Source organism: Ruegeria sp. HKCCA0235A, from assembly GCF_013033235.1.
Taxonomy (GTDB): domain Bacteria; phylum Pseudomonadota; class Alphaproteobacteria; order Rhodobacterales; family Rhodobacteraceae; genus Ruegeria.
On record NZ_WQDQ01000003.1, the window covers coordinates 19462 to 33009 of the forward strand.

Annotated in this window: 12 protein-coding genes; 7 read left to right on the plus strand and 5 right to left on the minus strand. The window is 58.9% G+C overall.

What is annotated here, in order from left to right; translation table 11 throughout:
* Positions 1 to 18 precede the first annotated feature (18 nt).
* From GOW56_RS06165 to GOW56_RS06185, 5 genes are all read left to right on the plus strand, one after another.
* Positions 19 to 408 carry a GFA family protein gene (locus GOW56_RS06165; protein WP_171205329.1) on the plus strand — a complete coding sequence of 130 codons (390 nt, stop codon included), beginning with the start codon at positions 19 to 21 and terminating at the stop codon, positions 406 to 408.
* Between the two features lie 110 nt (positions 409 to 518).
* Entirely contained in the window at positions 519 to 2306 is a 1788-nt protein-coding gene (gene ggt / locus GOW56_RS06170; RefSeq protein WP_171205330.1) for a gamma-glutamyltransferase, read from the plus strand.
* A gap of 93 nt (positions 2307 to 2399) precedes the next feature.
* Entirely contained in the window at positions 2400 to 3809 is a 1410-nt protein-coding gene (locus tag GOW56_RS06175) for an FAD-binding oxidoreductase (protein WP_171205331.1), read from the plus strand.
* An 86-nt stretch (positions 3810 to 3895) separates the two neighbouring features.
* The gene (locus GOW56_RS06180) at positions 3896 to 4174 is read left to right on the plus strand and encodes a hypothetical protein (protein ID WP_171205332.1); all 279 of its coding nucleotides are present in this window, start codon (positions 3896 to 3898) and stop codon (positions 4172 to 4174) included.
* 142 nt (positions 4175 to 4316) lie between these two features.
* Positions 4317 to 6824: an FAD-dependent oxidoreductase gene (locus GOW56_RS06185; RefSeq protein WP_171205333.1), complete on the plus strand. Its 2508-nt coding sequence runs from the start codon at positions 4317 to 4319 to the stop codon at positions 6822 to 6824.
* Between the two features lie 42 nt (positions 6825 to 6866).
* Here the strand turns inward: GOW56_RS06185 and GOW56_RS06190 are convergent, their stop codons facing one another.
* The 3 genes from GOW56_RS06190 to GOW56_RS06200 form a co-directional block, all read right to left on the minus strand.
* On the minus strand, positions 6867 to 7202 hold the full coding sequence (locus tag GOW56_RS06190; RefSeq protein ID WP_152458825.1) for a carboxymuconolactone decarboxylase family protein: 336 nt from the start codon (positions 7200 to 7202) through the stop codon (positions 6867 to 6869).
* A gap of 72 nt (positions 7203 to 7274) precedes the next feature.
* On the minus strand, positions 7275 to 7928 hold the full coding sequence (locus tag GOW56_RS06195) for a DUF938 domain-containing protein (RefSeq protein WP_171205334.1): 654 nt from the start codon (positions 7926 to 7928) through the stop codon (positions 7275 to 7277).
* Positions 7925 to 8998, minus strand: a complete 1074-nt coding sequence (locus GOW56_RS06200) for an FAD-binding oxidoreductase (protein ID WP_171205335.1) — start codon at positions 8996 to 8998, stop codon at positions 7925 to 7927. The genes GOW56_RS06195 and GOW56_RS06200 overlap by 4 nt, the downstream gene beginning before the upstream one ends.
* Positions 8999 to 9160: 162 nt before the next feature.
* Between GOW56_RS06200 and GOW56_RS06205 the strand changes: the two genes are divergently transcribed.
* Positions 9161 to 9589, plus strand: a complete 429-nt coding sequence (locus GOW56_RS06205) for a hypothetical protein (RefSeq protein ID WP_371807878.1) — start codon at positions 9161 to 9163, stop codon at positions 9587 to 9589.
* Positions 9586 to 10818, plus strand: a complete 1233-nt coding sequence (locus GOW56_RS06210) for an HlyD family secretion protein (RefSeq protein WP_170343585.1) — start codon at positions 9586 to 9588, stop codon at positions 10816 to 10818. The genes GOW56_RS06205 and GOW56_RS06210 overlap by 4 nt, the downstream gene beginning before the upstream one ends.
* A gap of 60 nt (positions 10819 to 10878) precedes the next feature.
* Here GOW56_RS06210 and GOW56_RS06215 read toward each other — a convergent pair whose 3' ends face one another.
* Together GOW56_RS06215 and GOW56_RS06220 are read right to left on the minus strand one after the other, a co-directional pair.
* Positions 10879 to 12024, minus strand: coding sequence for an iron-containing alcohol dehydrogenase (locus GOW56_RS06215; RefSeq protein WP_171205336.1), 1146 nt, complete (start codon positions 12022 to 12024; stop codon positions 10879 to 10881).
* Between the two features lie 67 nt (positions 12025 to 12091).
* Positions 12092 to 13474 (minus strand): aldehyde dehydrogenase family protein, encoded by a 1383-nt coding sequence (locus GOW56_RS06220; protein WP_171205337.1) that lies wholly within the window; start codon positions 13472 to 13474, stop codon positions 12092 to 12094.
* Positions 13475 to 13548 lie beyond the last annotated feature (74 nt).

Consider the following 13548-nt stretch of genomic DNA (forward strand, 5'->3'; position numbering starts at 1 on the left):
CTCTGGAAAGGAGCAGGAATGGACGTCTATGAAGGAGGGTGCCGTTGTGGAAATCTGCGCATCAGGGCTTCGGGTCGTCCACTGCGGGTCGGAATCTGTCACTGTCTGGACTGCCGCAAGCATCATGGCGCGGTGTTCTATGCGGCGGCCGTTTTCCCGGACGACAGAATAGAGGTTTCCGGCGAAGCGCGTGGTTATGCTGACAGGTTCTTTTGCCCCGTCTGCGGCTCTCCGGTCTTTGCGCGCAGCGGAACCGAAGTGGAGGTGCATCTTGGATGCCTTGATGTGCCAGATCAGTTAACGCCAACATATGAAAGCTGGGTCACCCGGCGTGAAGCGTGGTTGCCCGAGTTCCGCGGTATGACCCACTATGATCAGGATCGATTGGTAGGCGACGCAAAGCCTTAACGCGTGCTGCGGACGTCGGCCATGTGTTGATGGCGTGCAGCTTGGACTTGTTCAGAGCGTGTTCGGCGCGCAATTTTGATAGTCAGGGATGTATTGGAGGATTTGATCAGATGAGACGTGTTTCAGTTCTACTGTTTTCTGCATTTTGTTTTGCAGCTCCGGGGTTCGCTCAGGAAGCGGCCGATGCCGTTGCACCCGAAACGGCGACGGAAGGGCAGGTACAGGCCATGACCGACGAGGTCATCGCGGCGCTCGAGGCCAAACTGGATGGCGTTCCGGTCACGTCCCAGAACTGGATGGTTGCCGCGGCCAACCCGCTGGCGGTGGAGGCCGGCGCCAGAGTATTGCGCGCAGGAGGGTCTGCCGCAGACGCCATGGTGGCGGTGCAGGTCGTGCTGGGCCTGGTCGAACCGCAATCCTCGGGCTTGGGCGGCGGTGCGTTTCTGGTCTGGTACGATGCAGCGACCGGTCAGATGACAACTCTGGACGGGCGAGAAACGGCGCCGCTGGCGGCCACACCGACCCTGTTTCAGGACGAAAACGGTGAGCCGCTGAAATTCTTCGATGCGGTTGTCGGTGGGCTGTCCGTGGGGACGCCGGGCACACCTGCCTTGCTGGAAGAGGCGCATCGCCGCTGGGGGCGTTCCTCGTGGCCCGGATTGTTTGCCGATGGAATCCGGTTGGCGGATGAAGGGTTCCTGGTGTCCCCGCGTCTGGCCAGCCTTGTTGAAAACGATGCCGAGCGCCTGTCGCGCTTCCCGGAAACCGCTGAATATTTCCTGCCGGGGGGCGCGCCGCTGCAACAGGGGCAGCGCCTGATGAACCCAGCTTATGCCGAAACTCTGCGTGTGTTGGCCAGTGACGGGGCGGCTGGATTCTACGGCGGTGAGATTGCGGCAGACATCGTGCGCACGGTTCGCAATGCTCCGGGCAATCCCGGTGTTCTGTCCGGTGCGGATCTTGCGCTGTATCAGGTGATCGAGCGCGAACCGGTTTGCGCGGAATACCGCGCCTATGAAGTCTGCGGCATGGGCCCGCCGTCTTCGGGTGCGCTGACCGTGGGGCAAATTCTGGGGATGCTGAACGGCTATGATCTGGCGGCCATGGGGCCGGAAAGCGCCGAGGCCTGGCGGTTGATCGGAGACGCTTCGCGCCTCGCCTTTGCGGACCGCGGCCGGTACATGGCTGACAGCGATTTCGTGCCCATGCCGACCAAGGGGCTGGTTGATCCGGCCTACCTGTCGCTACGAGCGGAATCGCTGAACACTGAAGGCGCGCTGGCAGATGTCGGGCCCGGTCAGCCGGAGTTCGACCACGCGCTGAACTGGGCGGATGATGTGTCGCTGGAGCTGCCTTCGACCTCGCATATCTCGATTGTAGACAGCTATGGCAACGTGTTGTCGATGACCACGACCATCGAAAACGGCTTTGGCTCACGTCTGATGACGAACGGGTTCCTTCTGAACAACGAACTGACGGATTTTTCGTTCAAGACCCACAGCAATGGTGTGCCGATCGCTAACCGGCTGGAACCCGGAAAACGCCCGCGTTCGTCCATGAGCCCGACCATCGTGATGCAGGATGGCGCGCCGGTTCTGGCGATTGGCTCGCCGGGTGGCAGTCGGATCATCGGCTATGTGGCCAAATCGATCATCGCATGGGCCGACTGGGGCATGGATGTGCAACAAGCCGTGTCGCTGCCGCATCTTGTCAATCGTTTCGGAACATATGATGTCGAGGTCGGGACCTCTGCCGAAGGCTTTTCCGACGGGCTGACCCAGTTTGGGTTCGAGGTAAACCCGCGTGACCTGACATCTGGCCTTCACGCCATCGAAATCGGCGACGGGCTGAGCGGTGGTGCCGACCCCCGTCGCGAAGGTATTGCGCTGGGCGAATAGGGCCTCGGTATTTGTGGGGATTGCCGGCACTTGACGGGCCCTTTAGTCATGGACTGAACGGCCCGCAACGTGCTGGGACAGGGGAGGATGACGATGGTGCAGGCGACCGCTTTGCCTCGGAATGAAACAGGTATTGAAACCGTCATAGGCGTTCTGAAACAACGTTTTGGCGACAGGTTGCAAACGGGTGCCGCGATTCGTGAACAGCACGGGCACACCACGACCTGGATCGAAAACCAGAGCCCGGATGCCGTGGTTTTCCCGCATACTACGCAGGACGTGTCGGAAATCGTCAAAACCTGTGCCGCGCACCGGGTGCCGGTGATTCCCTTTGGCACGGGAACGTCGCTGGAAGGGCATGTGAATGCGCCAGCGGGGGGGATCTCGGTCGATCTGATGCAGATGGACAAGGTGCTGGCTGTCCACGCCGAAGATCTGGATTGTGTCGTGCAGCCCGGCGTCACGCGCGAGGCGCTGAATACTCATTTGCGGGATCAGGGTTTGTTCTTTCCGATTGACCCGGGGGCGAATGCGTCGCTGGGCGGTATGGCCGCGACCCGCGCGTCGGGCACCAATGCGGTGCGATACGGAACGATGCGCGACAACGTTCTCAGCCTCGAGGCGGTCATGCCGGACGGCCAGATCATCCGTACCGGTCACCGGGCCAAGAAGTCATCGGCCGGGTATGATCTGGCACGCCTTCTGATTGGGGCGGAAGGCACGTTGGGTATCATCACCGAGCTGACTCTGCGCTTGCAGGGCATCCCCGAAGCGATCAGCTCGGCCAGGTGTTCCTTTCCTTCGGTCGATGCCGCGTGCCGCGCGGTGATGATGACCATTCAGTATGGCATTCCGGTTGCCCGAATAGAGTTGCTAGATGAAATGTCGGTTCAGGCGGCAAACGCCTATTCCGGGCTGAGTCTTCCGGAAACGCCATTGCTGCTGCTTGAATTCCATGGCTCTGAAAGCGGTGCGGCGGAACAGGCTGAAACCTTTGGTCAGATCGCCGAGGAGTTCGGCGGTACGGATTTTGCTGCGACCTCGACCACCGAAGAACGGAACAAGCTTTGGCAGGCGCGCCATGATATGTATTGGGCGTGTCTGCAACTGCGCCCCGGCGCGCGTGGTATTTCAACGGATGTCTGCGTGCCGATCTCGCGCCTGGCGGAATGTGTGACAAGCACTCAGCAGAAGGCAGCTGATCTTGGCTTGCTCGCGCCAATTGTGGGGCATGTGGGGGATGGGAACTTTCACACGCTTATTTTGATCGATATGCAGAACACCGAAGAAGTTGCCAAAGCCGAAGAGTTTGTCGGATGGTTGAACGACCTGGCAATTTCAATGGAAGGCACCTGCACAGGTGAACACGGAATCGGTCAGGGCAAACGGCCATACCTCATCAAAGAACTGGGCGCCGCCACGCAGTATATGGCCGCAATCAAGGCTGCTTTGGACCCCGAGAACATCATGAATCCCGGCAAGGTATTATCCGGCCAATCCTAGCGGTTTTCGCGTTCTGGCCCGCATTGCGCCTTCAAATCGTCCACATGTTCTGGTCTCACCGACTCGGTTAGGAACAGGTGGTCGAGATGAGCGCAAAATATCTGGCAGGGTTTGCAGCGATCTGCGGGGTCGCCATTGTTGGGCTGGACTATTATCAGCAGGCCAAGGCATCCGAGAACGGGCTGGGCTTCAAAGGTTATGTTGCCTCGGTATCCGCGCGTGTCGGGATTTCGGAAAGTCGGCTTGAAGCAGATGCGCAACCTTCACAGTCCGAGGACCCCGCGGCGAAGACACCGTCAGAGGAAGTTCGGAAACTTGTCTGCACCACGATCGGGACAAGCAAGCGCTGTCGCTCCAGCGGTTGAGATCACGGGTTTCATGTCCGATCTGCGACCCGCATTTGATGATCGGGTCGTTTTTTTCATATCACTGGTCGGATGAATGTCGCGCGATCCCCCTCAAGTGCGCCATATGGTGTCAACTGATTTCAAGGGGAGACGCCCGGTTATGAAAACCCAAGTCAAAGCACTGGTTGTTGGCGGCGGCGCCGTTGGGACCTCGATTGCCTATCATCTGGCCAAAGCGGGCTGGGACGATGTGATGTTGATCGAACGGGACGAGCTGACGTCCGGGTCCACCTGGCACGCGGCTGGTCTGCTGCCATTGTTCAACATGTCCTATGCGACAACGCACATCCACAAGTACTCGGTCGACTTCTACAAGACGCTGGAAGAAGAAACCGGACTGAATGCGGGTTTTGCCGTCGTCGGCAACCTGCGCATGGCACAGACGCAGGAGCGCATGGACGAGTACATGCTCTACGCGTCCACCGCCGAAACCTGCGATGTTGCCTATGAGTGGCTGACGCCCGAGCAGATCAAGGAGCGTTGGCCGCTGATCGAGACATCGGATCTGAAGGGCGCGATCTACCATACCGAAGACGGGTATATTAACCCGGCAGATGTGACGCAGGCCATGGCCAAGGGGGCCCGTCAGCGTGGCGTCGAGATCGTGCGCAAGATGCAGGCGGATGCCTTCCACTGGAACGGCACCCATTGGGAAGTCACCTGCACCAAGATGGTGGAAAAAGGCGGCAACCTTGTCGAAAGCGACGAAAAGGTTGTGATCACTGCCGAGCATGTCGTCACTGCATCGGGCAACCACGCACAGCGCACCGCCAAGATGCTGGGCATCAAGATGCCTGCGATCCCGGTCGAACACACGTTTATCGTCATGGACAAGGACCCTGAACTGGTCAAATGGCGCGAAGCAGGCAACCCGGAACACCCCGTCGTGCGCGACGCCGACAACGAATCCTATGCCCGTGAAGAACGCGGCGGCTGGATCCTGGGTATCTATGAACATGGCGCCCCCGCGCGGTTTGAACACGGTGTGCCGGACAGCTTCCGCGCGGATCTGTTCCCGCTGGATCTGGATCGGATCGCGGATCAGTACATGGCTATGGCCGAGCGCGTGCCGTCCTGTGCCGAGTCCGGCCTGAAAGACGATTTCAACGGCCCGATCTGTTATACGCCTGACGGCAATCCGCTGGTCGGCCCTGCGCCGGGCCTGCGCAACATGTGGCTGGCCGAAGGTTTCAGCTTTGGCATCACCGCGGCAGGCGGCACCGGCTACTATCTGGCGCAGATGATGGTCGATGGCGAAGCCGAGATCGATATGGCCTCGCTGGACCCCAAACGCTATTCCAGCAACTGGATGACCACCGAGTTCGCGGCCCGCAAAAACGAAGAGTGCTATGAACACGTCTATATCCTGCACCACCCGGATGAAGAGCGTGAAGCTTGCCGTCCGTTGCGTACTGTTCCGGCATACGACCGTCAGAAGGCGCGTGGTGCACAGTTTGGTTGGGTCAACGGTTGGGAGCGTCCAAACTATTTCGGCCCGCTGGATGCGCCTGACAACTTCGACAAAGAAAGCCGCAGCTTCCGCCGCGGTGGTTGGTGGCAGTATGCCGTCGAAGAAGCCAAAGCGATCCGAGAAGGCGTTGGCCTGATCGATGCGTCGGCCTTCACCAAGCATGTCGTAAAAGGCCCCGGTGCGACCCAGTTCCTGGATTGGTTCACCTGCAACAAGCTGCCCAAGGTTGGTCGTATCAACCTGACCTATGCGCTGACCTCGCACGGCACCACCCGCACCGAATACACCATCGTCCGCAATGGCGAGAACAACTATTACCTCGTCTCTGCCGGAGCCTGGACCGAGTACGACGCCGACTATCTGCGCAAGGCGGCCGAGGACAAGATGGAGGAGTTCGGATATATCGAAATCCAGGACGTGACCACGCAATGGGGCGTCTTCGCCATCGCCGGACCCAAGTCGCGTGACGTTCTGAAAGAGGTCATCAAGGACGCCGATCCGGAAACCGCCCTGTCGAACAAGCGCTTCCCGTGGCTGTCGGCGCGTCAGATCGAACTGGGCATGTGCCCTGTCAACGCGATCCGCGTGGCCTATACCGGTGAGCTGGGCTGGGAACTGCACCACCCGATCGAGATGCAGAACTACCTGTTCGACCTGCTTGAAGAAGCCGGCGAGAAGCATGGCATGAAGCTGGTCGGTGCCCGCGCCCAGAACTGGCTGCGTCAGGAGAAATCCTATCGCGCCTTTGGCACCGAACTGGGCCGTGACGCGACCCCGCTGGAGGCCGACCTGCCGCGCTTTGTCGATTTGTCGAAAGACTTTTACGGCAAGGCCAAGCTGGAAGAGACCGGCGTGCGCGTGAAATGCTGTACCCTGCTGATCGACGGGCCGGAGGATGCCGACCCATGGGGCCGCGAGGCACTGTACACACCGGAAGGTGAACGCGTGGGTCGATTGACCTCGGGCGGGTATTCCGTAGTGTTCGAGAAATCCATCGGCATGGGCTATGTGAAGCCCGAGCTGGCTGTCGAAGGCACAAAGCTGAAGGTCAAGATGCAGGACAAGCTGTGGGATGCGGTCGTGACCTGCGACAGCCCCTACGACCCGAAAAACGAAACCATCCGCAAGGACGGTTGATCGAAGAAAGGCCCCGGAAACCTTCGGGGCCTTTTCTTCTTTTCATCCAGACAGTTCGTCGAAGCATTCCAGCGCCTTGGCCGCGTACATCATGGCTGGGCCGCCGCCCATCTGGATCGCCATGGCCAACACGTCGGACACTTCTTCCCGTGTCGCACCGGCCTTGATCAAAGCTTCGGTGTGCAGGGTGATACAGGGTTCGCATCGCAGGGTGACTGACATGCCCAACGCAATGAATTCCTTGGTCTTGTAGTCGAGCGTCCCGCCCTCTTTGACGGCTTTGCCAAGCGCTCCAAATGCGCGTGTCGTATCGGGAATGGATCCGTTCAGGTTTCGCAAACTCTTTCGTGTTGCCGAGAGTTTTTCTTGCCATGCCATTGCTGAGTACCCTTCTTCATATCTAGCAACTGGAATATGAAATGGGTTGCGGCTGTTTGACTTTGATCTCGATCAGACTTCAGGGCGTTCGGCAATGAACGCAAGGTTGTTGGCAGGCATTTCGACCGGTGCCAGCGCGAGCAGGCCGACGTTTTCGAACAAATTCAGAATGTCCACATCGTTTTTATAGCCGATTTCCGGGTCTTGCTGGATCAAAGCCTTATGAAAGCGGACATCCCCGTCACTGATGAGTTGGCCCGAACGTTTGAACGGGCCGTACAAGATGAACCGCCCCTTTGGTGACAGGGATTGTGCGATTTCCGAAATGATGGTTTTGGTTTCCTGCCAACTGATCAAGTGAATCAAGTTTATCAGAACGATCAGATCCTGGCCGTAAAACCGCCTGTGCCAGCCTGATGTCGCTGCATCCAGTTCTGCGACCGGCGCGACATTGGGCAGGTCGCGGGTATAGGCATCGATACTCACGCGCCGCTCAGGGTCAACTTCCGAAGGCTGCCAGGTCAGCCCGGGAAGCACTTCGGCAAAGGCCCTGACATGCTGACCAGTCCCGCTTGCGATTTCCAATGCCTGGCCCTGGGACGGCCCCCATTCTTGCAACACTGCACACAGGGCGTCGGTGTTCCGGGATGCTGCCGGGGCCACCAGCTTGCCATCTACAGACGCATTGGCGACGCTTGCAGAAGTGGGGAGGCTGCGTTTGATCATCGTTCCAGCCTGTCAGGGGTCAACATGCCTACTATGTCAGGTTCCAGTTCGGGTGTGTTTCCGACAACAAGGTCGCACAACAGTTGCGAGGCCGCCGGTGAGGTTTGAAAACCATACCCGCCCTGACCGCCACACCAGACAAACGAAGGATCCAGCGGGTCGCGCCCAATCACCAAGGTCCCGTCCGGGGCAAAACTGCGCAAGCCCGCCCAATTTGTTTCAACCCTTGTGACAGGTTCGGTCATCAACTCCTCATACCGTGCCAGACCCTCTGCCAGCACCATATCATCGGCATAAGCATCCTGTGGCGGAACCGGATCGGCTTCGGATGGTGAGACCAGAAGCTTGCCCGCATCCGGTTTGGCGTACCATGTCTCGCCAGCGCCCAGCATCATCGGCCAGACAGAAACGTCATGCCCTCCGGGGGCGGGCAGACGCGCCATTGACCGACGACGGGGTATGATGCCGATACCGGGCAGCCCTGCAAGCTGCGCAACCTCATCCACCCAGGCACCGGCTGCGTTGACCAGAATGCGGGCTTCAAAGATCTCATCGGCCTCGACCACCCAGTGCTTTTCTTTTCGAATGCCGGTGACTTTGCTTTTCGTCGAAACCGTTCCTCCGTTTTGCCGGATGGTCCGGGCGAAATCCTGCAACAGGCGATCTGTATCGATGTCAAAGGCCGCTTCGCTGATGGCTGCAAACCCGACCTTGTCCGGGTTCAGGATCGGAACGCGCGATATCGCCTGATCCATCGGTATCTTCACCATGTTCAGATCGGCGCGATCGGCCTCAAAAATGTCGGGCTGGTCAATTGCTCCGACCAGCATCAATCCGCGCGGTGTCAGGTAACCGCCATTCTGCGTATGAAGAAAGGCGGCCCCCGCTTTGTTCAGGGCGACGACCGAGGGAGGCCCATAGCTTTCTTCGAACAACGCCGCCGACCGGCCCGATGCGTGATAGCCCAGGGCGTCTTCGGCTTCGAGAACCACCACAGTGCCGTGTTGCGACAGGCGCGCACCGGCGCTCAGCCCGGCGATTCCGCCGCCGATGACTAGGAAATCAATCATGACTTGCGATCCGTTCGAAACGGATATGCAATGGGTTTCTTGAACTCCATGCTGACCCTAAAGCTCCTTATTCGCCACGCGTTTGGGTTTTCAGACTATAAGCAGCCTTGAAATTGCGCTTCAACCCGGTCAAAGAAGTATCAAAATAAACAGGAGGGTAAGGTGACCGCAGCAGACCTTCATCCAATGGCCACAGGGCATATTCCCGGATACGTTGTCGCAGCTGACGGAAGCGATTACCTTTTCTCCGCCATGGTCGTTTTTTTCGTCGTTCTGGTGGTGTTGATCGGTGTCGGATACCTGACACTTCATTCGGTTCCTGAAAAAATGGCCCACGAAAACAATCACCCGCAATTCCAATTGGTGGGTATTCTGGCGCTGCTGGCACTGTTCACACATAATGGGCTTTTCTGGATTGCCGCCATTCTGGTCGCGGGGTTCCAGTTTCCGGATTTTGCCACCCCGCTTAGAAGTATTGCCGATGCCATTCGTTCTTTGGGTCCGTCTCCTGTTCCGCAGACAGTGCCTGAAACAACGGTACCGGCATCGCCGGAGTCCGAAGCCAGCGATACGCAGGAGCACACCACATGATCGAGACCATGCTCTGCGCCCTGGTAACTGTGCTGCCCGACTATCTGTTCCGCCGGTTCGTTCAGGGTAAGCGGATCGGTCACGAGATTACCTTGTTTACCATGTGGTACGAATTGCGTTGGGGTTTGACCACCTGTGCCATTCTGGCGCTGACCGTGATCACCACGCTGTTCTATTTTCATCCGGCCAGTAAAACCGCGGCATCCTATTTCCGGACAGTGACCATTCTGCCGCAATTGGGTGGCCGTGTTTCCGAGGTTTTCGTCAAGAACAACGAACTGGTAACCGCTGGGCAACCGATTTTCCGGATCGAGGATTTTAGCCAGACTGCACAGGTTCAGGCGGCGAATGCGCAGATTGCACAGGTGCAGGCCTCACTTAAGGTTGCGGAAACCGATTTGGCCGAGGCCGAAGCTGGAATTGCAGGTGCCAAGGCAGCGCTTGCGCAGTCTCTGGAGGATCTTGAGCGCAACACAACCTTGCGAGATGAGGGTTCAAGCGCGGTAAGGCTGGCCGAGATTGAGAGGCTGGAAAACCTTGTTGCCCAGCGAGAGGCCCAGGTTCTTGCAGCGGAATCCAAACGTGCTGCGGTTGAGCAGCAGATTGAAGAACTGATCCCCGCGCAGCTGGCAAGTGCCATTGCGCAACTGGATGCTGCGCAGACCGAATTGGACAAAACCGTAATCATAGCGGGCGTCACGGGGCGGGTCGAACAGTTCGGCCTTCAGGTCGGTGATTACGTAAGCCCGCTGTTGCGCCCTGCTGGTGTTCTAGTGCCATCGCACACCGGACATGACCGCTTTCAGGCCGCTTTCAGCCAGCTGTCTGCCCAGGTGATCAAGCCGGGCATGATTGGCGAATTGGGCTGCATGACCAAGCCATTCACCGTGATCCCCACCGTGGTGGTCGAGGTGCAGGATGTCATTCCTTCCGGCCAGATCCGTCCATCGGATGAATTGCGGGATGTGCAGACCAACAATAATCCGGGCTCGATTCTGGTTTATATGGAGCCGCTGTACAAAGGTATGGCCGATGACATTCCACCGGGCAGCAATTGTCTGGCCAATGTCTACACAGACAATCACGAGCGGTTGGAGCACGAAGATCTGGGCTTTTGGGAGGCGGCCTTCCTGCACGTGGTCGACACGATCGGCGTGGTGCATGCAGCGGGTCTGCGCCTGCGTTTGATCCTGATGCCGGTGAACACTCTGGTTTTGACCGGGCATTGATCTGATCTTGGCAATCCGAACGCGAAGGGCCCGGCAAGTTTCGCCGGGCCCTTTGGTTTCTTACAGCGCTGCTTTGAACAGCTGAGTCAGGTTGTCTTTCGTCAACTCAATCGGATTTCCACCGCATGAAGGATCGATGATCGCGCCTTCGACAAGCTCTGGTATTGAAGCTTCGGTCACACCTAGGTCGGACAGAGTGCGGGGGATGCCAAGGCTGTCGTTGAAATCCTGCACGAAGGCGCAAAAACCATCGAAGCCGCCGTCGATGCCCAGATATGCCGCAGCTTGCTGGAACCGGTCTGCAATGGCGGGGGCGTTGAAGTTCAGCACGGCGGGCATGCAGACCGCGTTTGTGGTGCCGTGATGGGTGTTGAATACCGCGCCAATTGGATGGCTCATCGCGTGGATCGCGCCAAGACCCTTCTGGAAAGCCGTTGCACCCATGGCAGCGGCGCTCATCATCTGGGCGCGGGCCTCGATATCGGTGCCGTCAGCATAAGCGCGCGGCAAGTACTCCTTCACCAGCCGCATCCCTTCCAGCGCGATGCCCTGGCTCATCGGGTGATAATGCGGGCTCGAGAAGGCTTCGACGCAATGCGCAAAGGCGTCCAGGCCTGTTCCTGCCGTGATGAACCTGGGCATTCCGACGGTCAGCTCCGGGTCGCAAATCACCACGGTCGGCAGAACCTTGGGATGAAAGATGATCTTCTTGGCATGGGTCTCGGAATTGGTGATGACGCTCGCGCGGCCCACTTCCGATCCTGTCCCTGCGGTGGTCGGAACGGCAATGATTGGCGCGATCGCGTCGGCATCGGCTCGTGTCCACCAGTCGCCGATATCCTCGAAATCCCAAACGGGGCGCGTCTGACCGGCCATGAAAGCGACCATCTTGCCCAGATCCAGCCCAGAGCCGCCGCCAAAGGCGATCACCCCGTCATGGCCACCCGCGTTATAGGCCGCAACTCCGGCTTCAAGGTTCTTCTCATTGGGGTTGGGGTCCACATCGCTGAACAGGCCGCGTCCCAGTCCGGCGGCTTCCATGATGTCCAGTGTCGAGCCGGTGATGGGCAGATCGGCCAGCCCCTTGTCCGTGACCAGCAGTGGTTTCTTCATTCCGGCGGCGGCGCAGGCTTCGGGCAATTCCCTGATGCGCCCGGCTCCGAATTTGATGGCGGTCGGATAGGACCAGTTTCCAACAAGTGTCATTTCAGGTTTCCTTTGCAAAATAAGGCCTGCTTCGGCGAGGGGGTGGGTCCGAAGCAGGCCGTCGTCCTTAGCCCGTTACCTTTTTGAGGTGGTAGGATTTGGGACGTGTCAGGTTGTGATATCCGATGACGGACAGACCGCCGCCGCGCCCGGTATTCTTGCAGCCCGTCCAGCACAGGCCGGGGTCCAGATAATCGGCGCGGTTCATGAACACGGTCCCCGTTTCGATCCGGTCACCCAACCGCGCCGCACGATCCACATCGCGGGTCCACAGGCTGGCAGTCAGGCCAAACTCACTGTCATTCATCAATGCGATGGCCTCCTCGTCCGAGGACACTTTCATGATGCCCACCACGGGCCCAAAGCTTTCGTCCCGCATCACGCGCATGTCATGAGTGACATTGGTCAGGATTTGCGGTGTCAGGTACGCGCCACCGTCGTCTTCAGCGAAGGTGTCGATATGCGCAACCGCACCGGCTGCAACCGCCTCGGCGATCTGGGCTCGCACCTCATCGGCAAACCGCACATTGGCCATCGGGCCAATCGTCGTCTCGGCATCCAGCGGGTTGCCCAGCTTGTAACCCTTCACGATGTCCACCGCCTTGGCGACAAAGTCATCATAAAGGCTCTCGTGAACATAGATCCGCTCGATTCCGCAACAACACTGGCCCGAATTGAACATCGCACCGTCAATCAGCGTGTCGACCGCGGCATTCAGGTCGGCGTCGTCCATGACATAGCCGGGATCCTTGCCGCCCAGCTCGGTGCCGACGCCGGTAAACGTGCCCGCCGCGGCACGTTCCATCGCCTGACCGCCGCCGACTGATCCGGTGAAGTTCACGAAATCAAATGCATTACCCGCGATCAGGTCGTTGGTCACGTCATGGCTCAGGAACACATTCTGGAATACGTCCTCGGGCACACCTGCCGACTGGAACGCCTTTGCCATGCGCTCGCCCACCAGCAGCGTCTGTGTCGCGTGTTTCAGGACGACCGTGTTGCCCGCGATCAGCGCCGGTGCGACCGTGTTGATCGCCGTCATATAGGGATAGTTCCAGGGCGCCACCACAAAGACCACCCCATGAGGAATGCGCTTGATGTAGCGTTTGAACGTTTCGTCTTCGCCGACGGCGATATCTGCCAGGGACGTCTCGGCAATCTCCGCCATATGGCTGGCACGTTCGTTGAATCCACCGAACTCGCCGCCATAACGCACTGGGCGACCCATCATATGGGCCAGTTCCGGCACGATCTCATCGTTCATGGCGCCAACGGCGGCCACACCCGCCATCACAAGATCGATCCGCCCCTGCAACGGACGAGCTGCCCATTCCGCCTGAGCAGCCCGAGCACGCGCCGCGGCCCCGAACGCGGCTTCTCGCGACAACACTTCACGTTCGGCATAAACCGATCCATCGATCGGCGAGACACATTTCAACATCTGCCCCATTTTCACTCCATTTCCGAAAGAAACAGGATCCCTGCTTCATCTGGCCCAAAATATCCCGGGGGTCTGGGGGCAGA

Coding starts and splice junctions, on each gene's coding strand:
- GOW56_RS06180 (WP_171205332.1), top strand. CDS start 3,896: ATGAGCGCAAAATATCTGGCAGGGTTTGCAGCGATCTGCGGGGTCGCC.
- GOW56_RS06215 (WP_171205336.1), bottom strand. CDS start 12,024: ATGACACTTGTTGGAAACTGGTCCTATCCGACCGCCATCAAATTCGGA.
- GOW56_RS06210 (WP_170343585.1), top strand. CDS start 9,586: ATGATCGAGACCATGCTCTGCGCCCTGGTAACTGTGCTGCCCGACTAT.
- GOW56_RS06165 (WP_171205329.1), top strand. CDS start 19: ATGGACGTCTATGAAGGAGGGTGCCGTTGTGGAAATCTGCGCATCAGG.
- GOW56_RS06190 (WP_152458825.1), bottom strand. CDS start 7,202: ATGGCATGGCAAGAAAAACTCTCGGCAACACGAAAGAGTTTGCGAAAC.
- GOW56_RS06200 (WP_171205335.1), bottom strand. CDS start 8,998: ATGATTGATTTCCTAGTCATCGGCGGCGGAATCGCCGGGCTGAGCGCC.
- GOW56_RS06220 (WP_171205337.1), bottom strand. CDS start 13,474: ATGGGGCAGATGTTGAAATGTGTCTCGCCGATCGATGGATCGGTTTAT.
- GOW56_RS06195 (WP_171205334.1), bottom strand. CDS start 7,928: ATGATCAAACGCAGCCTCCCCACTTCTGCAAGCGTCGCCAATGCGTCT.
- ggt (WP_171205330.1), top strand. CDS start 519: ATGAGACGTGTTTCAGTTCTACTGTTTTCTGCATTTTGTTTTGCAGCT.
- GOW56_RS06185 (WP_171205333.1), top strand. CDS start 4,317: ATGAAAACCCAAGTCAAAGCACTGGTTGTTGGCGGCGGCGCCGTTGGG.
- GOW56_RS06175 (WP_171205331.1), top strand. CDS start 2,400: ATGGTGCAGGCGACCGCTTTGCCTCGGAATGAAACAGGTATTGAAACC.